The organism is Flexithrix dorotheae DSM 6795 (assembly GCF_000379765.1).
Taxonomy (GTDB): domain Bacteria; phylum Bacteroidota; class Bacteroidia; order Cytophagales; family Flammeovirgaceae; genus Flexithrix; species Flexithrix dorotheae.
Map to the genome: position 1 here is coordinate 251038 of NZ_KB903443.1, position 26425 is coordinate 277462.

Annotated in this window: 15 protein-coding genes; 10 read left to right on the forward strand and 5 right to left on the reverse strand. The window is 38.3% G+C overall.

Going from position 1 to position 26425, the window contains the following annotated elements:
* Nucleotides 1-19: 19 nt before the first annotated feature.
* The 4 genes from A3EM_RS0116615 to A3EM_RS0116635 form a co-directional block, all read right to left on the reverse strand.
* A complete protein-coding gene (locus A3EM_RS0116615) occupies nucleotides 20-850 on the reverse strand; it encodes an alpha/beta hydrolase (protein ID WP_020529359.1) in 831 nt (276 codons plus the stop codon).
* Between the two features lie 26 nt (nucleotides 851-876).
* Nucleotides 877-4572: a ThuA domain-containing protein gene (locus A3EM_RS42660; protein WP_020529360.1), complete on the reverse strand. Its 3696-nt coding sequence runs from the start codon at nucleotides 4570-4572 to the stop codon at nucleotides 877-879.
* 169 nt (nucleotides 4573-4741) lie between these two features.
* Nucleotides 4742-5980, reverse strand: a complete 1239-nt coding sequence (gene rocD, locus A3EM_RS0116625; protein WP_020529361.1) for an ornithine--oxo-acid transaminase — start codon at nucleotides 5978-5980, stop codon at nucleotides 4742-4744.
* A 112-nt stretch (nucleotides 5981-6092) separates the two neighbouring features.
* Nucleotides 6093-7466, reverse strand: coding sequence for a cystathionine beta-synthase (locus tag A3EM_RS0116635; protein ID WP_026210349.1), 1374 nt, complete (start codon nucleotides 7464-7466; stop codon nucleotides 6093-6095).
* Between the two features lie 267 nt (nucleotides 7467-7733).
* Here A3EM_RS0116635 and A3EM_RS45890 point away from each other — a divergent pair, with 267 nt between their 5' ends.
* Nucleotides 7734-8195 (forward strand): hypothetical protein, encoded by a 462-nt coding sequence (locus A3EM_RS45890; RefSeq protein ID WP_020529364.1) that lies wholly within the window; start codon nucleotides 7734-7736, stop codon nucleotides 8193-8195.
* A 65-nt stretch (nucleotides 8196-8260) separates the two neighbouring features.
* A complete protein-coding gene (locus A3EM_RS0116645; RefSeq protein ID WP_020529365.1) occupies nucleotides 8261-8668 on the forward strand; it encodes a DUF4332 domain-containing protein in 408 nt (135 codons plus the stop codon).
* Between the two features lie 124 nt (nucleotides 8669-8792).
* Here the strand turns inward: A3EM_RS0116645 and A3EM_RS0116650 are convergent, their stop codons facing one another.
* Nucleotides 8793-11636 carry a T9SS type A sorting domain-containing protein gene (locus tag A3EM_RS0116650; RefSeq protein ID WP_020529366.1) on the reverse strand — a complete coding sequence of 948 codons (2844 nt, stop codon included), beginning with the start codon at nucleotides 11634-11636 and terminating at the stop codon, nucleotides 8793-8795.
* 251 nt (nucleotides 11637-11887) lie between these two features.
* On the opposite strand from A3EM_RS0116650, the gene A3EM_RS0116655 reads away from it, so the two are divergent.
* The 8 genes from A3EM_RS0116655 (at nucleotide 11888) to A3EM_RS0116695 (ending at nucleotide 26386) form a co-directional block, all read left to right on the forward strand.
* Nucleotides 11888-15274, forward strand: coding sequence for a DUF7619 domain-containing protein (locus tag A3EM_RS0116655; protein WP_020529367.1), 3387 nt, complete (start codon nucleotides 11888-11890; stop codon nucleotides 15272-15274).
* A gap of 144 nt (nucleotides 15275-15418) precedes the next feature.
* Nucleotides 15419-16330, forward strand: coding sequence for a gliding motility-associated ABC transporter ATP-binding subunit GldA (gene gldA, locus A3EM_RS0116660; RefSeq protein WP_020529368.1), 912 nt, complete (start codon nucleotides 15419-15421; stop codon nucleotides 16328-16330).
* A 300-nt stretch (nucleotides 16331-16630) separates the two neighbouring features.
* The gene (locus A3EM_RS42670; protein WP_157637928.1) at nucleotides 16631-17338 is read left to right on the forward strand and encodes an RNA polymerase sigma factor; all 708 of its coding nucleotides are present in this window, start codon (nucleotides 16631-16633) and stop codon (nucleotides 17336-17338) included.
* Nucleotides 17339-17397: 59 nt separating this feature from the next.
* Nucleotides 17398-18465 carry a FecR family protein gene (locus tag A3EM_RS0116675; RefSeq protein ID WP_020529371.1) on the forward strand — a complete coding sequence of 356 codons (1068 nt, stop codon included), beginning with the start codon at nucleotides 17398-17400 and terminating at the stop codon, nucleotides 18463-18465.
* A 433-nt stretch (nucleotides 18466-18898) separates the two neighbouring features.
* A complete protein-coding gene (locus A3EM_RS0116680) occupies nucleotides 18899-22339 on the forward strand; it encodes a SusC/RagA family TonB-linked outer membrane protein (protein ID WP_157637929.1) in 3441 nt (1146 codons plus the stop codon).
* Between the two features lie 35 nt (nucleotides 22340-22374).
* Complete coding sequence (locus tag A3EM_RS0116685) at nucleotides 22375-23913, forward strand: SusD/RagB family nutrient-binding outer membrane lipoprotein (RefSeq protein WP_020529373.1); 1539 nt, start codon at nucleotides 22375-22377, stop codon at nucleotides 23911-23913.
* Nucleotides 23914-24098: 185 nt separating this feature from the next.
* Entirely contained in the window at nucleotides 24099-24872 is a 774-nt protein-coding gene (locus A3EM_RS0116690; RefSeq protein WP_020529374.1) for an HpcH/HpaI aldolase family protein, read from the forward strand.
* 65 nt (nucleotides 24873-24937) lie between these two features.
* Nucleotides 24938-26386 (forward strand): GntP family permease, encoded by a 1449-nt coding sequence (locus A3EM_RS0116695; protein WP_425402066.1) that lies wholly within the window; start codon nucleotides 24938-24940, stop codon nucleotides 26384-26386.
* The last annotated feature ends 39 nt before the right edge of the window (nucleotides 26387-26425 follow it).

The following is a 26425-nucleotide window of genomic DNA, read 5'->3' on the forward strand; positions in this document are numbered from 1 at the left end:
AATTAGAAAAATCGAACAACTATTCTTCCAACCTAGCAGTCCAGCGGATGCCTTCCAGAAAACTTGGCATAAATAAAGAATTATGGGTTTCCTCTTCAAACTTTCGATATTTCAATTCAAAACATTGATGCTTTTTTAATTCTTCTATAAAACATTCAATTTTACCAGAGTGAAATTCGGGAACAGGTTGGTAACTTACAAATATTTTAACTTTATCCTGCTTTGGAACACCATTTTTAATTTTCTCGATCACCTCCCCATCACTAAACCAGATAGAAGGATCATATATATGAATAGTAGAAAAAGGATGATTCATGGATAATATATAACCTCCAAAATATCCTCCATAGGAATGACCAATGAGGGTATTTTCTCCATTAGTATTGTAATTTTTTTCGACATCAGGAATTAGTTCTGTGTTAAGGTATTCATAAAAAGCTAAACCACCACCAGAGTTTTTATTATTGTACCAAGTCGAATCCACCTTTTCTCCATCATATTCCATTCGGGAATGGCTAAAAGTTAGATCAATACCTCGTTTTAACTCCCAATCTATATGAGGAATGCCCACAATAATATGTCCTTTAATTTTCTTATTTCCGGCAAGGTCAAATTCAATATTCCTCACCAGGTTAAAGCGCCACTCTGCATCGAGCAGGTAAATTACAGGATACTGAACTGTGTCAGAATAATGCATGGGCAGACTTACCCAATACTCCCGACTTTCATTTAAGGAATTAGATTTAATCGTGTGTTTTTTGAACATAAATACGCAGGAATCTACCTGAGCGAATAAGGAAATTGAGGGGAAAATTAATCCGAAAAAAATAAAAAAAATGCTTTTTTGCATGGTTTAGTTTACAGGTGTTTAAAAAGTTAGAACTTCACCAACTTCACACGAAAGTCTTCTATTTCCAGCAAATATATTCCCGGAATTAATTTCTGGGTGGATATCTTTTCCTTTACTTTACCAGCGTCTAACCGGATTCCAGCTAAATTTCGAATTATATAGTTTTTGTTTTGAAGGGCCTGGTCTAAATATAGAAAATCTGAGACAGGATTGGGATAAATTTGATATTCCGGCAAAACTTCATCCTCAACTCCACTAATGACTCCATCGAAATTATTAATCAAATAGTTGGTATGAATCACATTTTTGGTCTGTGATCCTTCCCATTGTAATTTGATAGCGGCTTCACCTGAAGTATGCGTATATTCCACTACAAGGTTATAAGCCTGGTTTTGGGCAAAATTGTATTTTCCCGAAGTAGCATCCTTATCAATTACAAGTGTATTATCAATCCAGACACTAGCTTCCCCATTAGCCTGTTCCAGGAAAATGGTATACTCCTGTGCTTCTTGGGCCATCACCTGCCCAGTCCATCGTACACTAAAATTATCTTTAGGTATTGCAGATATTGGGCTTTTAAATTCCCAGTCCCAGGAAATCATGGGTTCTTTTCTCTGAACAGAATCTCCTGTAAAATCAGGATTGCTATAATAAGTAGCCATTAACCCTTTTCCTGCATCAGGGTCAGAAGTGGCAATTCCCTTTCCATGAAACTCAAACCAGTTTACATTACCCAACCCAACTGGGTTAGTATTATTTTTAAAAATGAAAAAAACCTCATGTGTGCCTACAGTTTTCTGGACTGGGAGGTTAAAATAATCGTAATCCTGCCATCCCCCGGTTGGAGAAAGTTTACCTGAAGCGATTACCGGTCCATCCACACTATCAATCCGCACCTCAAGATTGCATGAATTAGTTTCAGAGCCGTACCTTACTGTTAAAAAATCAATGCCCTTAAAATTCATTGGAGTAAATTTGAGATAGGAATTGTGATTAATAAATCCAATATTTTGTCCACCTCCTAAAAAATCCATGGATGCTTCCGGTTTCAAATCGAATAACTCTTGTGCATGCTCTGCCTGTTTTAGTTTGGGTTGCAGTACATGTACATCCTCCACTTTTATAGGTTCATTCACGGTCCCACCATTGTCCTCATAAGCAGCTTTGAGCACATAAAAAACATTATCCGAACCATCACCGTGGCTTTGCGTGACAAAATTTCCCTCACACCCGGGCTCGGCTCCTGTTCCATGAGCATGATCATCATGTCCTATAGAAGGTTCAACTATAATTTCTTCACAGTTTACTTCTTCATCCCCGTCAATTGCAGTAACCTTGTATAAAATTGTATCCCCATCAGCATAAAAACCTCCGTTTAACGGATATTCAATAGAAATTTCCGGAGCGGTATTGCCTACAGTAATAGTCACCTGTGCCTTTGAGAATAAACTGTCCTGGTCAAAGACGGTCAATGTAGCGATATAAACCCCTTCCTTTTCAAAAACATAAGTGGCGTTTGCAGTATTCGCATCTTCATTTTCATCCCCATCAAAGTCCCAGGAATAAGTCAACTGATCTCCTTCATCGGGATCAGAAGATTCATCCCCTTTAAAATCGACAGATAAGGGCGCAAATCCATTGTCGATTGACACAGATATTTTCGCTTGAGGGGCACTTTTTGGATTCTCTCCTTTAAAAGATATTTTTAAAATACGCGCATCGGGGTTGGCATCAGTGAAACCTGTTCCCCACTCTACCAGATACATTGCACCTTCAGGGCCAAAATGCATATCAATAGGACTATTTAGCTCCAGATCTGGCAAAAATTTATTAATCTGTAATATATTTCCGGACCCATCAAACCTTACTTCCCTGATCCAGTTTCTTGCCCATTCCATAATAAATAAACTATTATCATAATATTGGGGAAAGCCCTGCCCCTTATTGGTATTTCGATCAAAATAATAATAGTCTCCGGCTGCGGCAGTCCGTCCCCCTTCTGATTCAAACTCTGGTCTTTCATTGAAAAAACCATAGGGATAGTGTAACCAGGCAGGGATGGCTGGAGGAAGTGCAGTTGCACCAGTATTATTGGGGGAATTATTAATCGGAGTATTAGGATCAAAGTAATTACCAGAGGAGGAAGAACTAAAATCGTAATCTTTATAAGCCTTGTTATCAGCTATAAAATATGGCCAGCCAAAATTCCCACCAACACTGGTTTTATTAAATTCATCATAACCCTTTGGCCCACGATTGGTATTGTCATTTTTGGCATCTGGCCCAACATCACCCCAAACCAACTCCTTTTTTGTTTTATTCACCGCCATCCTAAATGGATTACGGACACCCATCACGTAAATTTCCGATTTACCCTGGGCCTTATCGGCAAACAAATTACCCTGGGGTATGGTATAAGTTCCATCGGCTTCTGGATGAATCCGCAAAATCTTCCCCCTTAAATCATTGGTATTGCCGGAAGTTCCCTGCGCATCGTAGGCACTCCTCCCAGCCCTCTCATCAATTGGGGCAAATCCATCAGATTCAAATGGGTTTACATTATCACCAGTGGAAATATACAAATTCCCTTCTCCATCAAATTCCAGATCGCCCCCGGAATGACAGCAAAGCTCCCGCTGAACGGGGATAGTCAATATAACCTGCTCTGAAGATAAGTCCAGTTCCTTATCTTTTAACTTAAACCGGGAAATATTTTGGACGGAAAAACCCTCGGGAGAATAGAAAAAATAAATCCAGTTATTGGTTTCAAAGTCCGGATCCAATACCACTCCTAAAAGTCCATCCTCCTGATCACTAACCACATCTATAGTTCCTGCTACATTAATTATTCCTGAATTAATATCCCTTATTTTTACCTTGCCTGCCCTTTCAATATACAATACACTTAAATCCGGTAAAACAGCTACCTGCATTGGGCTAACCGGATTGTTATCCAACACAGTGATTTCAAAACGGTCATCAATTCCTGCTTCAAAATCGCCTTTTATATCTCCACTGGCATATAAAATTCCCCCTAATAAATGATCTAAAAATTCCTTTTCTGTAAAACTTTCCTTGGTATGTCCCCCTCCGGTATACCATGCCCTTCCCCCATCAAAAGGATGACACCAGGAGATGGGATGATCATAACCCATATTTCCTCCTGAATAGGTGGATTCATCCAATGTGGCCAACACATGGACCTTCCCTCTGGGATTCCCTTTGAAATTATACCACTCATCTTTCCGCTGCCAATACTCTGGTAAATTTTTGGTGGAAGGGTGAATTTTATCCGCTACTTCTATGGTGGCTGTTTGGATGGAAGGATGACTATCGAAGTATGCCCCTACCAGTTCACCGTACCAGGGCCAGTTGTATTCTGTATCTGAGGCCGCATGAATACCCACATATCCTCCTCCATTCTGAATATATTTTTCGAAAGCTTCCTGTTGAGAGGAATTGAGCACATCCCCTGTAGTACTAAGGAAAATTACCGCATCATAATTTATTAGATTATCAAAGGTGAATTTTGACGCATCTTCAGTAGCTTCTACGATAAAATTATTTTCTGAGCCTAATTTTTGGATTGCTGCTATTCCATCTTCTATGGAATTGTGCCTGTATCCGGCAGTTTTGGAAAAAATTAAAACCTTAAAGCTATGAGCTTCCAGATAAAATGAAAGGCAACAAAAAAGCAGACAAAAAAATACCTTGAATTTCAATAGAATAAGAATTTAATTTTAAAAAAGCAGGAAAGTAGGTCGATAGGTCTAAACGTAATCAAAAATACTCGGGTTGGGGATAAAATTCAAGTTTTGCAGCCTTTAACAAGACTATGGAAATAAAAAAGCCCCGGCAATTGCCGGGGCTTCATTTAATTTTGAGATTCAATTACTTTTTAAACGCCAAAATAGTTTTCTCAATAATATCACAGCATTCATGCAGTTCTTTTTCGGTAATGACCAATGGTGGGGCAAACCGAATGATATTCCCATGAGTAGGTTTGGCTAACAAGCCATTTTCCTTCAAAGCCACACAAATATCCCAGGCGGTGCTGCTTTCTTCTGAATCATTAATTACAATGGCATTTAACAACCCTTTTCCCCTTACCAGTTTTACCAATTCGCATTTTTGAATCAAATCATTCATTCTGTCTCGGAAAACCTCCCCCAATTTCAGTGCATTTTCAGTCATTTTCTCATCCTTCAACACTTGAAGAGCTACCATGGCCACTTTGCTGGCTAATGGATTCCCTCCATAAGTGGAGCCATGTTGCCCGGGTTTAATTGTCATCATAATTTCATCTCTTGCCAACACAGCTGATACAGGCAACACACCACCCGACAAAGCTTTTCCCAAAATCAGGATATCAGGTTTTACTCCTTCATAATCGCAAGCCAGCAATTTTCCAGTTCTGCCAATTCCGGTTTGGACCTCATCAGCAATGAACAATACATTGTGCTTTTTACATAACTCATAGGCCCCTTTCAGATAGCCTTCATCCGGTACTTTTACTCCCGCTTCTCCCTGAATTGGCTCCACCATAAATCCGGCAACATTGGAGTTCTGAAGTGCTTTTTCCAATGCTTCCAGGCTGTTGTAAGGAATTAATTGAAAACCAGGCATGAATGGTCCATATTCCCCATAACTCTCCGGGTCGTCTGAAGAGGATACTGCTGCCAGTGTTCTTCCCCAGAAATTTCCATTGGCAAATAAAATAGTAGCCTTGTTTTCTTCAACTCCTTTAACCTGATACGCCCATTTTCGGCAGAGTTTGATAGCCGTTTCTCCACCTTCTACGCCAGTGTTCATGGGAAGGACTTTATCATAGCCAAAATAATCTGTAATATATTTTTCATATCCCCCCAGGATATCATTATAAAATGCCCTTGAGGTTAAAGTCAGTTTTGAGGCCTGATCAACCAGTGCTTCCACTATTTTTGGATGGCAATGCCCCTGATTAACCGCAGAATAAGCTGAAAGGAAGTCATAATATTCCTTGCCTTCCACATCCCATACTTTTACCCCTTTCCCTTTGGAAATTACAACTGGAATCGGATGATAATTATGGGCGCCATATTTGTCTTCCAAATGCATGGCTTCAGCAGAACTTGTAATTTTTGTGGTCATAATTGTGCTAATTTATGTTTGTTTATTTATTGGTTTTGGTTTTCTAAAAAAAGAAAAAGCCAGCTGAAATTTAATAAAAATCTTTCAACTGGCTTATCATTATTAGTGAAATTTAATTAGTCATTGCTACTAACAAATCGTGTTGGGTGATGATGTGTACATTATTGGATTCATCTCTTACCATTAGTGCAGGGCAGTTTTTGTTTATCAGTGAGGAAAGCACATCCACCGTATTATCCATACCTACAAATGTGAATGGGTCGTCCATGATTTCCTTTACCGATTGATTTTTCAATTCCGGGCTCTCAATTAATTTAGCCAGGATTTTTGAATCAGTAAGACTGCCTACAATATGGTTCGGACCCTCACTTACCGGGATTTGGGAAATCCCCTCCTTATTCATTAAGGAAATTGCCTCACCAACTTTTTGATTTACATCCACAGTCAGTAATTGATTTCCATTTTTTCTGGCAATAATATCTTTGGCAGTGGCAAATTCCCTTTCTTCCAAAAATCCATGATCCTTCATCCAGTTGTCATTATAGATTTTCGCCAGATATCTGGTACCGTGGTCAGGAAGGATTATCACCATCACATCATCTTCTTTAAGATTTTCTCTGGCATACTCCAATGCTCCAAAAACAGCGGACCCACATGACCAGCCAACAAAAAGGCCTTCTTCTTTGGCTAGTCTTCTGGTCATGATAGCCGAATCTTTATCAGTAACTTTTATAAAGGTGTCGATCAGATCAAAGTTTACGTTTTTAGGCAAAATATCTTCCCCAATTCCTTCAGTCAAATAAGGATAAACTTCATTTTCATCAAAAACTCCTGTTTCCTTAAACTTCTTAAAAACAGAACCGTAGGTATCCAGCCCTACAGAAATAATATCAGGATTTTGTTCTTTTAAATATTTGGATGTTCCACACATAGATCCTCCTGTTCCCACACCTGCTGCATAGTGGGTGATTTTACCTTCAGTTTGCTGCCAGATTTCCGGACCTGTGGTTTCGTAATGGGCTGCAGTATTCGATAAATTATCGTATTGATTCGGATAAAAAGAATTAGGAATCTCCTTGTTCAATTTCCTGGCTACAGAATAATACGATCTTGGATCTTCAGGGGGAACATTGGTAGGGCAAACAATTACCTCAGCCCCAACAGCCCTGAGAATATCAATTTTTTCCTGCGACTGTTTATCAGACACGGTGAAAATACATTTATATCCTTTTGAAATTGCGGTTAAGGCAAGACCCATTCCGGTATTTCCCGATGTTCCTTCTATAATGGTTCCTCCAGGCTTTAGAATACCGGCTTTTTCCGCATCTTCAATCATTTTCACCGCCATCCGATCTTTCATGGAATGTCCGGGATTGAAGTACTCTACCTTTACCAAAATGGTTCCTTTTATCCCTTTGTTTACCTTATTAAGTTTAATCAAGGGTGTATTTCCTATGGTTTCAATGATTGAGTTATAGTATTGCATAGTGATATCTTTTGGTTTTTCCTTTTAGGTTTTATGCTTAGGTACAAAGTTACAAATAACTAATGTGAAAGGTTCAAAAACTAAAATGAAGATTTCAAGGCTTCTGGTATTTCTCCGATTCTCCATTCATTTTCCAAAGAGCAAAACCTTTAATTCATGGCGCAAATCTTTTGATTCAAATAAAATTGATTATCGGTGTGGGTATTACCGGTAATTTAGTATCGTAATCAATCAACAATACTTTTTTCTCATCTCATATCTATAAAAATGATAGACGCAATTTTTTCATCACTCAAAGGGGAATTTTCAAATAGATTGTTAACTCAGTTTAATATCCCACAGGATAAAGTAGACGATACGGCAGTATTGGCTAAAGATAGCATTACCAATGAAATCCAAAATCAGGTAAGTCAGGGAAATATTTCAGGTCTTACAGATTTGTTCTCCGGCCAAAATCTGCTTTCCTCACCCATTGTAAAAAATATGATCCAGCAATATGGAACATCCATGGTCACTAAATTGGGATTTTCCAATGAAATGGCTTCAGGTATTAGCCAGTTTGCGATTCCTTTTATCATCCAAAAATTTACCGATTCTAATAAAGGAAAAAGTTTTGATCAGGAAACCATTAGCAAATTATTTGGTGATACCATGCAAAAAGGTCTTACTGACCAATTGAAAGACGGGATAGGCAAAAACTTAGGAAGCCTGGGCGGACTTTTTAATTGATAACTAATGATTTGATCATTCCAAAACAAAATTATTTTTTAAACACTATTTAAACCCAAATTAACATGTCAAAGAAGATAACTGATATTGAAGGTATAGGTCCTGCATTCGCAGAAAAATTGTCAAAAGCACAAATCAGATCTGTAGAAAAACTATTAGAAAAAGGGGCTACAAAAAGTGGCAGAAAACAAATTGCAGAATTAAGCGGTGTGGATGAGTCAAAAGTGCTTGATTGGGTAAATATGGCTGATTTATTCAGAGTAAAAGGAGTAGCATCTCAATTTGCGGAATTACTGAAGGCCAGTGGAGTGGATACTGTGAAAGAATTAAAAATGAGAAATCCGGAAAATCTGCACAATAAAATGGTGGAGGTGAATAAATCAAAGCATCTTACCAGAGTAGTACCTGGAGTAGCTCAACTGGACTATTTTATTAATCAGGCCAAAACCCTGGATCCAAGAATTACTTATTAAACATACAAGATATTTTCATAAAGTTTGATTGTACTTTAAGCATAATTAAAATAGCGTTTCAATTTACTAAGAAGGGTTAGTATTCTAACCCTTCTTTTTGATTTTAAAAATTTAAATTATTCCATTACTCTTTCATCAGACGAAGCGTTTCAATATCGCCTGCTACCCCAATTACATTTAGGAAATAAATTCCTTTTTGAAGTAATTGATCACTTACTTCCAGTTGGATAAACCGTTCTTTATAGTCTGCCCCAAAATTCTGGAAGAAAACTTCTTTTCCTGTGGCATTGAACAATTTTACCCCAGCTGGTTGAGAAAAATCTTTATCAAGGGATATATTTATTTCCTGAATAAATGGATTAGGAAAAACTGAAACTGAAGCACTTTTTCTCAGGTTATTTCCTGTAAGAATTGATGTAAATAAGCTTTCACTGGTACAATTGGCTTTGTCCCTTACCAATTTCACATAATTGTCTGATAAATCCCAGCATTCGTCTGTTAAGCTATCAACCTCTCCTACATTATCTCCAACTTTTACAGTGACATTGCCTGTATAGGAAAGCCCCCAGATTAAACAAATTCCCTCTCCTGCTCCTTCTACATTTACCTCATTTCCGGGAGGTAAGCCCAATACATTCAGGTTTTCATCTGTAACTACATAGGCATAATTCGAATTCGATTCTGTTTCATGCATTGCCATGATCACATCATCAATCCCATCTCCGGGACAGGTGTAAACTACTGTATCTCCTGCTGTGGTGGAAACTGTTCCGCCATCGGGCATATCTCTGATTAACTTCACATAATTGTCTGATAAATCCCAGCACTCATCAGTTAAACCTTCAACCGCTCCTACATTATCCCCAACTTTTACAGTAACATTGCCTGTATAGGAAAGTCCCCAAATCAGGCAAATTCCTGGGCCTGCACCTTCTACATTTACTTCATTGCCGGGAGGTAAGCCCAATACATTCAGGTTTTCATCTGTGACTACGTAGGCATAATTCGAATTAGATTCTGTTTCATGCATTGCCATGATCACATCATCAATTCCATCTCCGGGACAGGTGTAAACTACTGTGTCTCCTGCTGTGGTGGAAACTGTTCCCCCATCTGGCATATCTCTGATTAACTTCACATAATTGTCTGATAAATCCCAGCACTCATCAGTTAAGCCTTCAACCTCTCCTACATTATCTCCAACTTTTATAGTGATATTGCCTGTATAAGAAAGCCCCCAAATCAGGCAAATTCCTGGGCCTGCGCCTTCTACATTTACTTCATTGCCGGGAGGTAAGCCCAATACATTCAGGTTTTCATCTGTCACTACATAGGCATAATTGGAATTGGATTCTGTTTCATGCATTGCCATGATCACATCATCAATCCCATCTCCGGGACAGGTGTAAACTACTGTATCTCCGGCCGTGGTGGAAACTGTTCCGCCATCTGGCATATCTCTGATTAACTTCACATAATTGTCTGATAAATCCCAGCATTCGTCTGTTAAATCTTCAACCTCTCCTACATTATCCCCAACTTTTACAGTGACATTGCCTGTATAGGAAAGCCCCCAAATCAGGCAAGTTCCTGGGCCTGCTCCTTCTACATTTACTTCATTTCCGGGAGGTAAGCCCAATACATTCAGGTTTTCATCTGTGACTACGTAAGCATAATTGGAATTCGATGCTGTTTCATGCATTGCCATGATCACATCATCAATTCCATCTCCGGGACAGGTGTAAACTACTGTGTCTCCTGCTGTGGTGGAAACCGTTCCCCCATCGGGCATATCTCTGATTAACTTCACATAATTGTCTGATAAATCCCAGCACTCATCGGTTAAGCCTTCAACCTCTCCTACATTATCTCCAACTTTTATAGTGACATTGCCTGTATAGGAAAGCCCCCAGATTAAACAAATTCCCTCTCCTGCTCCTTCTACATTTACCTCATTTCCGGGAGGTAAGCCCAATACATTCAGGTTTTCATCTGTGACTACGTAGGCATAATTGGAAGGTGAATCAGAAGAATTCATCACCATAATAATATCATCCACACCATCTCCGGGACAGGTGTAAACAGTTGTTTCTCCGGCTAAGGTGGAAACTTCAGCTCCATCCACATCACAATCAGTCACTTCAAATGTTACTGAAATTGACATCCCATTCATACCTTGCCCATTTGCTTTCGTATATGGAGTTGCAGTGACGGTATGCATACCAAATGGAGGAGTAAAACCATTATAATCACCATCAGTATCTCCGACCAGAGCATATGGATAAAAATTTTCAGTACGAAACTTTTCCTGATCATTTAATCCAAATACCACACTTCCAATATCTTTACCCTCAAATTCGGCTTTGATATTCAGGTTTTCTGTGGGTAAACCTTTAAGGTTTATTTTATCCCCATTTTTTAATGGTTGAATGGCTTCATCTGTATCTGCATTAATTAAGGTAAACCCAATCATTTTTCCAGATACTACTTTAAATGAAATTGTCATAGATTTTCCTGTATCTCCTTTGCCTGCGCTTTCTGAAAAAGGAGTAGCAGTCACGGTGTGCATCCCAACTGGAGGGGTAAATGGATGATAATCTCCTTCATTGTCACCTGCAAGGGCAAACGGCACCACATTCTCAATTCTAAAAGGATCAGTTTCGTTTAGTTGGAAAACCACACTTCCAGGTACTTCTCCATCAATTTCTGCCCGAATATTCAAGTATTTTGTGGGTAACATGGATAACACGAGTTCATCCCCATCCATCAGGGGCATAAGGTCTTCATTAGTTTCTGCATTCACGAGTGTAAACCCGATAATTGAGGTAGTTTGAGCAAAGACAGGTGAAAAGAAAAAAGCCATAATTAGAGTCATAAAAGCAGACCCTATCCATCGCTTTTCTTTCGGCTTTTTGGAGTTTTCCCAATAAGGAAATTTTAATTGGGATTGGAGGTATTTTAGCTTCATGTTAAAAATATTTATGATTAAAAAAATGCGGTAGAATTACCAATTATGAAGGTATGGGTGAGGTATCACAAAATTATCACGGAAGGTTAACGAAAGGGTATTGATATAGGGGACTTAACTTTTTTAAAAAAAAGTTTAATATTTAATATGCCCTTTCCAACCCTTTGCAATTTTCCGGTTACCTATAATTACAAATCACCTACAAACTACTATTTAATTAAAATAAAAATTTAAATAACCGCCTTTTTACAATGGAAAACACCAGCACTTTCAATCATAAGTGTATATTAATCTCTATTGCCTTTATGGTAATTTCTCTTCAGGAATTATATGCCACACACATCCGAGGAGGATATTTAACAGGAGTTAGAACTTCGAGTTCAAGCCTTACCTACAAGTTTACCGTTACCCTATTCAGAGATACCGAAGGAGTACCTGCACAGCCAGGAACTTTTGAGTTTGGATATGCGAACGCCAATCCAGCAGTCGTTGATCCTATATCGGTAGGGTTTATAGATGACGATACAGAAATCATTATTTACCAGATAGAGCATACCTTCCCCAGCGCAGGAACATTTAAGGTAACATATTTTGAACAAAACAGGAATCCTGGAGTGAAAAATATTTCTGCATCCGGTAACACTGCATTTTTTCTGGAATCCAATTTCAGGATTAGCCCTTTATTTGGGTTAAATAGTTCTCCGGTTTTCTTACTCCCTCCAGCTTTTAGGGCGAATACAGGCAAAAAGTATATATATAATCATGCTGCTTATGATATTGATGGAGATAGTTTATCCTTTAGATTAGTCCCTTGCAAACAAGGTAAAAACACGGATGGAGTAGCCATTGATGTAAATGGATATTTATACCCAGATCATCCCTCTTTTGGAGGAACCAGAGAAGATGGAAGTTCTCCAGCCATTTTTGAAATCGACCCGGAAACTGGTGTAATTACCTGGGATGCTCCTGGAGAAATTGGGGAGTATAATTATGCTTTTTATGTAGATGAATGGCGGGATGGAGTACAAATCAGTTCTATCAATTATGATATGCAGGTAATTGTGGTAGATGAAGATTTTGACATCCCAAAACCTGAAATGGGTGTTGACATTCCCGGAGATCAGTGCCTCCAACCGGATGAGGCATTTTCTACCCAGATTATTATCAAAAATGCCAGTAGTTATCAATTACAAAATGAATTAATAGATGCAGGAAAAGTTACCGTAACAGATAGTTTCTTAATAGCAAAAGATACCATAAACTGGATAATTGATTTGAACTTTAAAAACCTGACGACCGATGAAATACGAGATCAGGCTTATGAATTTAAAATAGATGCCATTTTACATGCTGATACCATTACAAAAAAATGGAATGTTAAAGTATTGGGAGAAAAACCTTCCACACCAACAGCCCAATGGGATTTGGATCAAAAAAATATTAACCTGAGTTGGTCGGAATACCCAGATCAGACCGCTTCTAAAATGACGATTTGGAGAAAATCCCAAACACCACCTCCTGATGATTTAAATTGTTTTAGTATTGACTCTGTTGGGAGCGGATTCACTAAAGTTGGAGAAGTAAATATTTCTGATACCACTTTTATAGACTTTAATGATGGAGAAGAATGGAAACCATTCAATTATTACTACATTTTAGTTGCCCAATATGATGATGAAAATGGAGGGCAGAGCCAACCTTCTGATTATGCCAAGGCTGAAAATTTATATCCTGATGCAGAGCGATTTAAAATTGGGGGACAGGTTTTTTATGATGTTAATGAAAACGGGTTAAATGATGAAGGAGAATTGGGGGTCAGTGGAATAAAATTGCGGTTGCTTCCAGAAAATATTGTGACCATAAGTAATGATGATGGAAATTATCATTTTGATCTGCCAAAGGGAAATTACAGTATTCATTTAATCCCGGAAGATCATTGGGAACTATCCTCGGATGCTAGTGAATATAATATTAGTGTAGATGGACAAGATACTACAAATTACCAGTTTGGAATTTCCCCTACAGGCCAAAGAAGTGATTTGGAAATTCACCTCAACAATCCAAGAACAAGGTGTTCCTTTGAGGTTGATTATCATTTGAGCTACAAAAACAAGGGCACCCAAACGGAGGATGGAAAAATAATATTGGACTATGATAATAAATTAACTTTTAAAAGTAGTATCCCATCTCCATCATCGACTGAAAATGGGCAACTTAAATGGGATTTTTCGAATCTACAGCCATCAGGCAAAGAGGTAATCAAAATAACCTTTCAGGTGCCCGGGGTAGAAAATATTGGAGAAAAAATATTAAATAAGTTTGCCCTGCAAACACAGTTCTTTTCCATTTCAGATTCCACCTCTCAAACCATCACCTGTGCTTATGATCCCAACGATAAGCTGGTCACTCCGGCAGGGGTGAAATCTAAAAATTACACATTGAAAGATGAGGTTTTAGCATATACTGTACGATTTCAAAATACAGGAAATGATACCGCTTTTAATGTGGAAATCCGGGATGAATTGGATTCGGACCTGGATCTTAATTCCCTGGAAGTAATTAATCACAGTCATCCGGTGCGTACTTACATCAGTAAGTTTGGAGAAGCTATTTTTAAGTTTGATGATATTCATCTGCCAGACAGCAATGTGAACGAAAAAGCCAGCCATGGTTTCGTTACTTTTACCATCAAACCCAAACCAAATCTTCCCGATTTTACACAAGTGACCAATACTGCCCATATTTATTTCGATTTTAATCCGGCAATTGTCACCAACACTACTTTAAATACACTGGTGACTCATATTCCCCCAGAAGCACCTGATAGTTTAAAAGTTTCGGAAAAATCCGCAACAACAATTACCTTAAGCTGGCAAGACCTTTCTGAGGATGAATCAGGTTTTGCATTGGAAAGGGCGGAAAACCAGCAATTTGAGATGAGTACTACCATAAACTTAACCGCTGAAACTTCGTCTTATGTCGATACCGCTCTTACAAGCAATACCACTTACTATTACCGATTAAGGGCAAAAACAGAGGAGATTTATTCTGCTTACAGCAATACCCTGAAAGTGAAAACCGAAAAAATTCAGATTAGTGCACCAACAGATTTGCAAATTGTATTTGAGGATACCTACTTTCCTAAATTGACATGGAGGGATCATGCAGACAATGAATTCAGATATGCCATTGAACGAGCCTTATCAGCTAATTTCAGTCCTTCTGAATTGTTCTACACTTTTGCCAATGCTGAGGAATATGTGGATGAAACTGTGAGTATTGGGCAAAACTATTTCTACAGGGTAAAAGCCACAAATACAGAAGGTAGTTCGGATTTTAGCAATATTGTCAGCACCATCATTACTGGAATAAAACTGGAAGAAAAGGCAACTGCCATCAACATTTATCCCAATCCGGTTGGAAGGGAAATGGTACTCCATCTTTCCCAAAATTTGGGAAAAGGTTTGATAATCACTTTTTACAACAACATTGGAGAACTGATACTGACAAAAACGGTCCTAAACACTCATCCAAATCAGGATTTAAAATTAGACCTAGCTGATTTACCAAAAGGTTTTTATGTTATGCAACTGAATTTGGGGAATCAAATCATTTCCAGAAAGTTGATAAAGGAATAAGTCATGCAATTGGCTCACTTAAAAAAAACTGTTACTTTGGTATATTACTTTCGGGTAATTAAGCATTTTGTTTTTACAGGGTTGTTTACAACCCTGATTTTTTGATTACAAATAACATTTTTTCGGTTCAATTTTTTCCTTGTAATGAGCATTAAAGTCACCAATCTGGTAAAGCAATACGGCACACAAAAAGCAGTAAACAATATTTCCTTCGAAGCCAAAGAAGGGGAAATATTGGGATTTCTTGGTCCAAATGGAGCAGGGAAATCTACTACGATGAAAATTGCCACCTGCTACCTTCCTCCTACTGAAGGACAGATTGAAGTATGTGGCTACAAAGTTACTGAGAGCCCTATTGAGGTGCGAAAAAATGTGGGATACCTGCCAGAACACAATCCCCTTTATCTGGATATGTATGTGCAGGAATATCTTGGCTTTATTGCCTCTTTGCATAAGATTACTGGCAAAAATGCCAAGTCCAGAGTTTCGGACATGATTGAACTTGTGGGGTTGACCAGAGAACAAAACAAAAAAATCGGGGCATTGTCAAAAGGTTATCGCCAGCGGGTTGGTTTGGCTCAGGCGCTTGTGCACGATCCGAAAGTCTTAATTTTAGATGAACCCACCACAGGTTTGGACCCTAACCAGATTCTTGAGATCAGGAATGTGATAAAGTCTATCAGTAAGGAAAAAACGGTTGTTTTCAGTACCCACATTATGCAGGAAGTTCAGGCACTTTGTGACCGTGTTATTATTATTAACCTGGGGCAAATTGTGGCCGATAATAATGTGAACCAGCTAAAAACTGAAACACAAAATGAAACCAGAATTTCCCTTGAATTTGAATCTCCTGCTACCATCGAAATATTTAGTCAGCTGGAAGGAGTGGAAAAAGTGGAAAATCTGGCAGAAAATAAATTCATGATCATTACCAATAGTCAAAAGGACATTCGGGCGGATATTTTCAGGTTATCAGTAGAAAAAAACCTGGTTTTAATTGGAATGCATCAGGAAGAAGTTTCTTTGGAAAATGTATTCCAGCATTTGACACAATAACCATATTTCTTAACAAAATCTTTCACTTTACATAGTTATCACACCAAAAACCTACAATTACCAATTAAAATCCATAATATTTATAAGAACTAAAAGGTCATTCACAGAGCCTGGCATTGTCACCATCCTCCCATTTCAAAAAAAATATATTTTTTTCTATCAGAAATATATATAAATTGAAATAGGCCTCCTCTTATAAGAAATAGGGAAATGATTTTTTGGCTGTATTTAAAATTACTCATTCCCTGAATTAACAGGTAATGTACTTGTACATTACTCCATAACTACGGAAATATGAAAATGAAAAAGGCAGATGATTTAAACCTTCATCCTGAAACTAAACACCTCTCTGCCAGAGATGACTATAAATCCTATTTCAATAACCAACTTCAATCTAAAAAAGATCAGGAAGTTTGGGCATTGTTTCAAAAGGGAGATGAAGAAGCTTTTTTGTATATCTACAATCAATATTTCTACGAATTGATGGATTACGGTATCCAGTTTTCCAAGGATATTGATTTATTGAAGGATTGCATTCAGGATTTGTTCATTAATATGCGCAGGAAAAGAGAAAGTTTGGGGAAAATATCTTATTCAATTAAGGCATATCTCTTCAAATCTCTGAAAAGAAGTGTAATTAAAAAACTCACAAAAACTAAAAATACACCTTATAAAGACTATCTTAAAAAAGAAGAAGGTTTCGAAATCCAGCTATCCACCGAAACCGAAATGATTAACAGTCAGCTTAATGCAGAAGTAAAAACACAACTCAAAAACTCAATCAACAAGTTACCAAAAAAACAAAGAGAAGCTATCTTATATTACTACTACGAAGGGTTTACTTACGAGGAAATCACCTCAATAATGGAATTTTCAAGAATAGAATATGCCAGAATTACGGTGAGTAATGGAATAAAAAAGCTCAGAAGGGAAATGGTATTATTAAAAGCCAAATTATTCGATATAGTTGTTATGCTAATTGCTTACTCAGTTTTTTTTAATGCTTAGTGAATTCTTTCAGGGTATCAAAACCTGTAAGGACAGACTAAGGACAAGAGACAAATAAAATGTTAAAAAGGTCGAAATATAAAGATTATAATTTAGAGGCATTTTTAAATGACAGCTTCTTTGTAGAGTGGGTCATTAATAAGGATTCTAAAAACAATTTTTTTTGGGTAAAATGGATTTCCAATCATCCCGAAAAACTGGAGGTGGTATCTAAAGCCAAAGCGATTATTTCCTCGGTGGAATACAAGGTAAAATACCAACGAAATGAGAAGGATTTTATAGAAGTGCTGGAAAATATATTAGATAGCAATGAAAATCAGGGTATTAGAAAACTTCGCAAGGAGAATGGAAATAAAAGCTGGCTTAAATATGCTGCGGTAATCCTTCTTCTTTTAGCCAGTGGGATATTTTTTTGGAAAAACTTTCACCAGGATACTCAGACATCTTTTGCTGAAACGCCTGTAATTACCACCAAAAAAACCACCAGAGGGCAGAAAATGACCCTTATTCTTAATGATGGCACCGAAGTGAAACTTAATGCTGAAACTAAACTTACCTATGCCAAAGGGTTTTCACCCGAAAAAAGGGAAGTATTTCTGGAAGGAGAGGCTTTTTTTGATGTAAGTAAGGATACCTTAAGGCCTTTTATCATCCATTCCGGAAGTTTATCTACCAGGGTGTTGGGCACTTCTTTTAATGTGAAGGCTTACCCCAACCAGGAACAAATTACTGTTGCGGTAGTTTCGGGCAAGGTTCAGGTAGTCAAAAAGCAAAAAAGTGACAAGGCTCCTAAACCTACATATTTCAACCTTACGCCAAATGAGGCGCTGGTTTATGAAAAGTCGAATGAAGCATTTAAAAAGCAGAAGGTGAAAAATATCAATGCCTTTATTGCCTGGAAAAATAACCATATCATTTTTGAAAAGAGCAGCTTTCCGGAAATTGTAATGGTACTGGAGCGATTTTATGATGTGGATTTTGAATTAAAGAAAAAGGTAGTAATGGGAGAAAAAGGATTATTTACCGGAGAATACAATAACGAACCCTTAAAAAATATTCTGGAAAGCCTCAGCTATGCCGGTGATTTTAAATTTGAAATAAAAAAAAGTAAAGTGATAATTTATTGATAATAAACGAGAAAATACTTACTTTGTGTAAGGTATTCTCTCAAAATATCAAAACAATAATTCAATTGCCTCAACCAGCCACCCGGGTAATTTAATTTTGGAATAGCAAACCACAATTTTAGGATGCTGCTTCCCTATTCATTTTTGCCAGGCTCCATTGTCAGGGTAAATTCTCAATAAGGAAGTGTATTGGTCAGGGATTTTATTTTGAAATCACCATCCTGACCGATAACAAAGAATAGAATTTTAATTTTTAGCAAAAAAAATAGTCAGTTATTCTCAAATAACTGACTACTACGATATACGTCTTCATTGTTAATAGGAAACTTTGGCGAGTGACATTAACAACAAAGACTACATGGCTTTGATCAACAATTTTTCACCAAAACCATCTAAATATATGAATTTGAAAATAATACAACAAATTTTAAGGATGTCGAAGTATACAATTTTCGGTATAATACTCCAAAGTTGCTTATGCAGTATGCTGGTGGCCAATGATACTTTCGGGCAAAAGAAAAGTATCTATGAAATTTACCTTAACCTTGATGTAAAAGATGCCAATGTTAAGGAAATCTTTGAAATCATTGAAACAGAAACAGATTTCAAATTTGGCTATAATGTCAGTTCCTACCTCGAAGAGGAAAGATTTAATTTCAATTTGAAGAACAATTCTCTCGGAGAAGTACTAACCGTTATATCAAAAAACACAGACCTTTCATTTAAGCGGGTAAATCAATTGATAACGGTAAAAAGGAAGGGTATCTTTACGCGTTCTTTATCCGAATCCATTATTCCCGAAATTCCACAACAGTTTACTGTTTCCGGAAAGATCATTACAGAAGAAGATCAACAACCTCTACCCGGGGTAAGTATCCTGATAAAAGGAACTACCATAGGAACTACTACCAATGTAAACGGAGACTATTCTCTTCAGGTAAGCGAAGGAAATACCTTACAATTTAGCTATATAGGCTATGTTACCCAGGAAGTGGAAATCACCAATCAGTCCACTGTAAATATCTCTCTTGTAGCCGATGCCGAACAACTGAAAGAAGTAGTGGTAACGGCCTTAGGTATTGAAAAAGACCAGGCTACTCTGGGATATGCTACCTCCAAAGTAAAACCAGATGAGTTTAATGTAAATCGTACGCCAAATTTCATGGATGCCCTGCAGGGAAAAATTGCCGGTGTAAATATTTCCAATATGGGTTCAGGGCCGCAGGGAAGTAGTAAGATTCGTATAAGAGGAATTTCTTCATTTGGGGGAAATAACTCTCCACTGATTGTAGTAAATGGCGTTCCCATTGACAATAGCAATTATGGGGTAAGCAGTGATAAAGGAGAAGTAGGAAGCAATCGAAAGTCTGATAGTGGTGATGGATTGAGTAGTATCAATCCTGATGATATTACCAGCATGACTGTGCTGAAAGGTGCCGCAGCCTCAGCTTTATATGGCTCTCGGGCAAAGGATGGTGTAATTATGATTACCACCAAAAACAGAGCTGAAGGTAAAGGAATCCAGGTCCAATACAATACTAACTATATGAATGGTACCCCATTGGACTATACTGATTATCAATATGAATATGGGCAAGGTGAAGGTGGTGTAAGACCAAATGCTCCGGGTCCTACTTCTGGTGTATGGAGTTTTGGGGAAAAGTTTGAACCTGGGATGACTCAAATTCTATTTGATGGTGTAGAAGTGCCCTATGTACCTACTCCTGGCAAAATCAGGCACTACTACCAAAATGAGTCCACTTGGACAAATACCATTACAGTTTCTTCCGGTGGTGATAATGGAGGAGTAAGCCTTTCCGTGGCGAATATGGACAGCCGAGCAGTATTACCAGGTTCGGAGTTTAATAGAAAAACGGTAAACTTTGGTTTTACGCAAAAAACCAAAAAACTGACGGTATCTGGAAATATCAACTATTCCAATGAAAAAAGGAAAAATCCACCAAACATTGCCGAACAGGATTTTAGCCCTGTAGTACTTTATACCCTTTCTTCTTCCATGCCAATGGATTTATTGGAACAATATGCCTTTGATGAAAATGGGGATGAAATCAAGTATTCCAGATTTACCAACCGGACTAATCCATATTTTGCACTTTCCAGATTTGAAAACAATTTTAGAGACAGAATTTATGGAAATTTAACTGCCAAATATGATTTTACAGACTGGTTGTATTTGCAAGCCAGGGTTGGTCAGGACTTTTATTACAGAGATGTAGAATATAACCTGCCTACCGGTTCTCAAAGACAATCTGCTCCCCCTCCGGGTTTTGTAAATGGACAATATATTCAGGATCAGCGGAAATTCCGTGAGCTTAATGCCGACTTTTTAATTGGTTTTAATAAAACCTTTGGAAACTTTGGTATAGTGGCCAACGCAGGTGGTAACCACATGTACAGGAGGTTTGATATCAATACGATTTTAGGGGAAAACTTCTTTACCAGGGACCTTTATACTATAAGAAATGCCAGTAAGGTATCACCAAACTATTCAGTTTCGGAAAGAGAGGTAAATTCATTTTATGGATCTGCAGAGGTAGGTTACAAAGATTTCCTTTACATAAATGCTACCCTTAGAAATGACTGGTTCTCCACACTTTCCCCTGCCAACAGAAGTATCCTATACCCTTCAATTACAGGTAGCTGGGTATTCTCAGAGACTTTCGATTTACCAAGCTGGTTGTCATTTGGTAAATTCAGGTTAGCATATGCAGAAGTGGGAAGTGATACTGATGTGTCTCCTTATTCCAATAATTTATTTTATCAGATCAACGCACAACAATTCCTCAATCCTCAGGGAAATGCCCAACCAGTAGGAAGTATAAATGGTTCTACTGTGCCAAATGCTAACCTGAAACCGATGAGAGTAACGGAAAAAGAGATAGGCATTGAATTAATCATTGCGGATAATTTAAGATTTGAAGCATCTTATTATGACAAGCTTTCTTCTGATCAAATCCTTACCGCACAAATTTCAGATGCCTCAGGTTTTGAAAACCAATTGATAAATGTAGGGGAAAGCCAAAACAAAGGTGTAGAAATGTTTGCCTCTTTTTATCCAATAAGACAAGGTAGTTTTAACTGGAACCTTTCAGTTAATGCCACTTATAATACTTCTGAGGTGCTAAGTCTGGGAGAGGATGTGGATGATTCCTTTATTACTGTGGGTGATGCAGAATTTCATGGGGAACTCAGACAAGTAGTAGGTAAACCTATGGCTCAATTATACGGATGGGGTTATTTGAGAGATGAACAGGGAAGACAGGTTTTTGATCCTAATAGTGGACGTCCTATGCGTTCCGAGGAGCAGCTTAATTTTGGCAGTGCATTACCAGTTTGGTGGGGAGGAATCACTAACTCATTTGATTACAAGGGCATTCAGTTGTCATTTTTAATTGACTTTAAGTTAGGACATAATATGATTTCGGGTACACATACCAACGCCTACCGTCATGGCCTGGATAAAGCTACACTGGTTGGAAGAGATCAGGGCTTTATTGTAGGGGATGGTGTAAATCCCGATGGTTCGATAAATTCTACTCCTGCTGAAATTCAGCCTTATTATGAAACCATTAGATCTTTCCGAATGTCGGAACAGTCGGTTTTTAATGCCGGATATTGGAATTTAAGACAAATTACGCTGGGTTATGATTTCACAAGTCTTTTAAAATCCCAAAAGTATATAAAAGGATTAAGGCTTAACCTGGTGGCTTCAAACGTGGCTATTCTCAAAAAACATGTACCCCACATTCATCCAGAGCAGAACGGTATAATTAACGACAGAAATGTTGGATTGGAAGCAACAGGGTTACCTGTTACCAGAAATTTGGGTTTCAACTTAAATGTTAAATTCTAATAGCCTTAAAATATTTTTTATCAAACTAACAATAGATGAAAATGGAAAGATTTAATAAATATATTTTTTGTTTAATTGCCATCCTATTCTTTACCACTGCCTGTGATGAAGGATTTGATGAACTGAATACCGATCCTGTTCGGCAGACCTTAGTAGATCCAACCTTTCAGCTGAATCATGCCATCATCAACAGTGCCTACGGATATAATAACCTTACTTACGAAACCACCATTGTAAGGCAAATGATTACTCCTTTTATTGGTGTAGGTACCGGTGGAAACTTAAATCAGGATAATAGGTCTGCCACACAGGGAAACTGGCAGAATTTATACAGGAATGTTATAAAAAACATTGTCGATGGAATTGAGAATTCTAAAGAAAACCCAGACAGGGCAAACCTTATGAATTTATTGATAATCTGGAAAGCTCATGCCACAATGGTTCTTACCGATACTTACGGTGATGTGCCTTATTCCGAAGCAGGAATGGCTTATATTGACGGTACAGTTTTTCCAGCTTATGATACACAGGAGGCCATCTATACCTCAATGTTAAGCGAACTGGAACAGGCTATTGCCGCATTGAACCCTGCTACCAGGGGTGTACCACAGGAAATCATGTATGGAGGAGACCTTGACCGATGGAAAAGACTTGGTAATTCTTTAATGCTCAGAGCTGCTATGAGATTGGTAAAAGTGAATCCGGGATTAGCGGAGGAATATACTAAAAAAGCAATTGCAGGGGGAATTATGGAATCTAATCTGGATAATGCGGTAGTTCGTCATGATGCAAACTATAGAAATAATGTTGGAACTAACCTCAATGGAGGACAGGCCCCATTTTATTACCTGGATAAAGAATTTGTGGATTTTCTAAAGACTAATAATGATCCAAGATTAACTTCCATCGCTGTAAGATATGTTGGAGCCCAACAGGAAGGAGATCAGGTAGAGGAAAATGCAGACCGCACTTTTGATGCCCAAATCGGTATGCCTCAGGGTTATGACAACTCTTCCATCCCTCCTGTAGCTGAAGCTGATGGATTAAATAGTTTATATGACTATAGCCAATTGGATAGGAACAGACTTGGAAATCCTGAAGCACCTAGTTTTCTGGTGACCTACTCTCAAACAATGCTGTTATATGCTGAAGCAATAGTAAGAGGATGGGCAACTGGTGATCCTGGCGAAGCTTATGCTAAAGGAATTCAGGCAAATATGAGACAGTATGCGCAATGGCCGGGGGAAACCACCATTGAGGAAGCCGATATTGATGCTTACATTGCTGCCCATCCGCTTGAAACAGGCAGGGAGTTAGAACAAATCAATAATCAATATTGGGTATCTTCTCTGCTAATCGGTCCAGAAACCTGGGCAAATTTCAGAAGAAGTGGCTTCCCGGTTGTAGAACCGAATAAATATCCGGGCAGTGATTTAAAAACTGAGGATTTTATCAGAAGATTAACATATCCCGATTCAGAACTTACAGTAAACAAAGACAATGTTGATGCCGCTACCAGCAGACAGGGACCGGATATTCTGGATACCCGGGTTTGGTGGGATGTAAAACAATAATCAATAATTTTTAACCAAACCAGCCTGTTATTCCTGTCAGAAATTACAGGCTGGTTTTTTTTAAGCAAATTTTAAAATATCATTCTAACCAGTGAAAAATTTAGGTACAAATGCTTTCCTATTCTTGACACAGTTGGCATGCACCATCTTTCAAGCATTTGTTGCTAAATAACCATTTATAACTTATGAATAACAACAACTTAAAGCAAAGATTAAAAAACGGAGAATCACTTAATGGCTGTTGGTTAAACCTTGGTAGTCCACTTACTGCAGAAATTGTAGGTCAGGCCGGATTCGACTGGGTATTAATTGACCTGGAACATGGTTCGGGCACGGAAAAAGATGTACTCTATCAACTACAAGCTTTGGAAGCCAGCCCTACAGGGGCCATTATCAGGGTGGAAGGACATGCCCGGCAAAGAATCTCACGGGTTTTGGATTTTGGCGCCCAGGGAGTGATGTGCCCGCAAATTAAAACAGTGGAGGAAGCCAGAGCCGCTATCAGTGGAATTTACTATCCGCCTGACGGCATTCGGGGAGTAGCCAAAATGGTGAGAGCTACAGGATTTGGAAAAAATTTCGATGATTATAAAAAAGGAGCAAAGGAAAATATTTTAGGGATTATTCAGATTGAAACTGCCGAAGCACTTAACCATTTGGATGAAATTGCCGCTCTGGAAGGTGTAGATGTGCTATTTATTGGACCCGCTGATCTTTCCATGTCCCTGGGAATATTCGGCCAATTGGATCATCCCAAATTTAAGGAAGCTCTCAAAGCCATCGTAACCGCAGCGGAAAAAGCCGGCAAGGCTACCGGGATATTGTTATTCAACCCCGATGATTACACCACTTACCATAATATGGGAATAAGATTGATTGCCTGTGGTTCTGATGCAACTTTTGTGGCGAATGGAGCACAAAATATTGCCAATGCGCTCAAGTCGAAAAGGGATGGATAATTTAATTTCCTCCCTAAATTTTGATTGGCTACAGTGGCAATCCTAAACTAATTAACACTCACCTTATAAAATATCCACAAACATTGAGTTCATCTACTTTCACCACCGACCCGCTATTCATTCTATTAATTGGAATAATTACAGTTGTAGGCGGAATCATTGTCTTAAGACTACATGCTTTTTTGGCACTGTTACTTGCCGCATTCATTGTAGCCATTCTTACGCCTGCCACTGCCATTGAAACTTATGCCTTAAGCAAAGGTATTTCGGCTGATCTGGCCAATTGGCATGTAGGAAAGCGAATTGCCACTGAATTTGGAAATACTTGTGGGAAAATAGGTATTCTGATTGCCATGGCTTCTATCATTGGAAAATGTATGCTGGAAAGTGGAGCAGCGGAAAAAATAGTAAGGTCCACCCTCAAAATAACGGGAGAAAAACAGGCTCCGGTAACTTTTCTGGGTAGTAGTTTCTTTTTAGGGATTCCTGTTTTTTTTGATACTGTATTTTACCTGATGATTCCCCTTGCCAAAGCGATGGCAATGAGATTAGGGAAAAATTATTTACTGTTAGTTTTGGCTATCACCGCTGGAGCAGCGATGGCCAATTCTCTTGTCCCTCCCACTCCCGGTCCATTATTTTTAATTAGTGAAATGAATATTCCCATTGGGATGATGATGATGGGAGGATTCATTGTGGGATTATTTACCATTGCGGCAGGTTATACTTTTGCTTTGTGGGCCAATAAAAAATGGCCAGTTCCTTTGAGAGATTCCATTGATGCACCTTTAAAAAATATTGAATCCCTGGCTGCCAAAACTGATGAAAACCTTCCTCCTTTGTGGTTTTCTCTTATGCCTATTTTAATTCCACTGATATTAATAACCACCAAAGCAGCATTTGACACCTTTTTATCTCCTGATAGTAATTCAATAATTTTTGGTTTTATCCAGTTTTTTGGAGAAAAGAATACCGCACTGATTTCTGGTGCGCTTTCCGCACTGATCATGTTGGCCATACAGAAAAGTGGAGATAAATCTGCCCTGGTAGAATCGGTTCAGACAGCCCTGATGAGCGGAGGAATCATCATTTTAATCACCTCAGCCGGTGGAGCTTTTGGGGGAATGTTACAGCAAACAGGCATCAGTGCCAGAATTGGAGAGCTAACCAGTGGTTACCAAATGGCCTTAATTCCATTAGCTTTTCTGATTGCAGCTGTTGTAAGAACAGCCCAGGGTTCCGCCACAGTGGCCATGATTACCGCATCGGGTATTTTAGCAGGGATGTCCGGAACAATGGGTTTATCTTACCACCAGCTATACCTTGGTTTGGCCATTGCCTGCGGTTCAAAATTAATCCCCTGGATGAATGATAGTGGATTCTGGATTGTTTGTAAAATGAGCAATCTTACCGAACAGGAAGCTTTAAAAACATTCTCGCCTATGCTCACTATCATGGGTATTGCCGGTTTAATCATCATTTTGATTGCCGCACAAATATTTCCTCTAATTTAAATTGAATACTAATTGTAAGACTTTAAAAACAAATTGAAA

Excerpts from the sequence above, each read along its gene's own strand:
- A3EM_RS0116615 (WP_020529359.1), bottom strand. The coding sequence starts at position 850 with ATGCAAAAAAGCATTTTTTTTATTTTTTTCGGATTAATTTTCCCCTCA.
- rocD (WP_020529361.1), bottom strand. The coding sequence starts at position 5,980 with ATGACCACAAAAATTACAAGTTCTGCTGAAGCCATGCATTTGGAAGAC.
- A3EM_RS0116635 (WP_026210349.1), bottom strand. The coding sequence starts at position 7,466 with ATGCAATACTATAACTCAATCATTGAAACCATAGGAAATACACCCTTG.
- A3EM_RS45890 (WP_020529364.1), top strand. The coding sequence starts at position 7,734 with ATGATAGACGCAATTTTTTCATCACTCAAAGGGGAATTTTCAAATAGA.
- A3EM_RS0116645 (WP_020529365.1), top strand. The coding sequence starts at position 8,261 with ATGTCAAAGAAGATAACTGATATTGAAGGTATAGGTCCTGCATTCGCA.
- A3EM_RS0116650 (WP_020529366.1), bottom strand. The coding sequence starts at position 11,636 with ATGAAGCTAAAATACCTCCAATCCCAATTAAAATTTCCTTATTGGGAA.
- A3EM_RS0116655 (WP_020529367.1), top strand. The coding sequence starts at position 11,888 with ATGGAAAACACCAGCACTTTCAATCATAAGTGTATATTAATCTCTATT.
- gldA (WP_020529368.1), top strand. The coding sequence starts at position 15,419 with ATGAGCATTAAAGTCACCAATCTGGTAAAGCAATACGGCACACAAAAA.
- A3EM_RS42670 (WP_157637928.1), top strand. The coding sequence starts at position 16,631 with ATGAAAAAGGCAGATGATTTAAACCTTCATCCTGAAACTAAACACCTC.
- A3EM_RS0116675 (WP_020529371.1), top strand. The coding sequence starts at position 17,398 with ATGTTAAAAAGGTCGAAATATAAAGATTATAATTTAGAGGCATTTTTA.
- A3EM_RS0116680 (WP_157637929.1), top strand. The coding sequence starts at position 18,899 with ATGTCGAAGTATACAATTTTCGGTATAATACTCCAAAGTTGCTTATGC.
- A3EM_RS0116685 (WP_020529373.1), top strand. The coding sequence starts at position 22,375 with ATGAAAATGGAAAGATTTAATAAATATATTTTTTGTTTAATTGCCATC.
- A3EM_RS0116690 (WP_020529374.1), top strand. The coding sequence starts at position 24,099 with ATGAATAACAACAACTTAAAGCAAAGATTAAAAAACGGAGAATCACTT.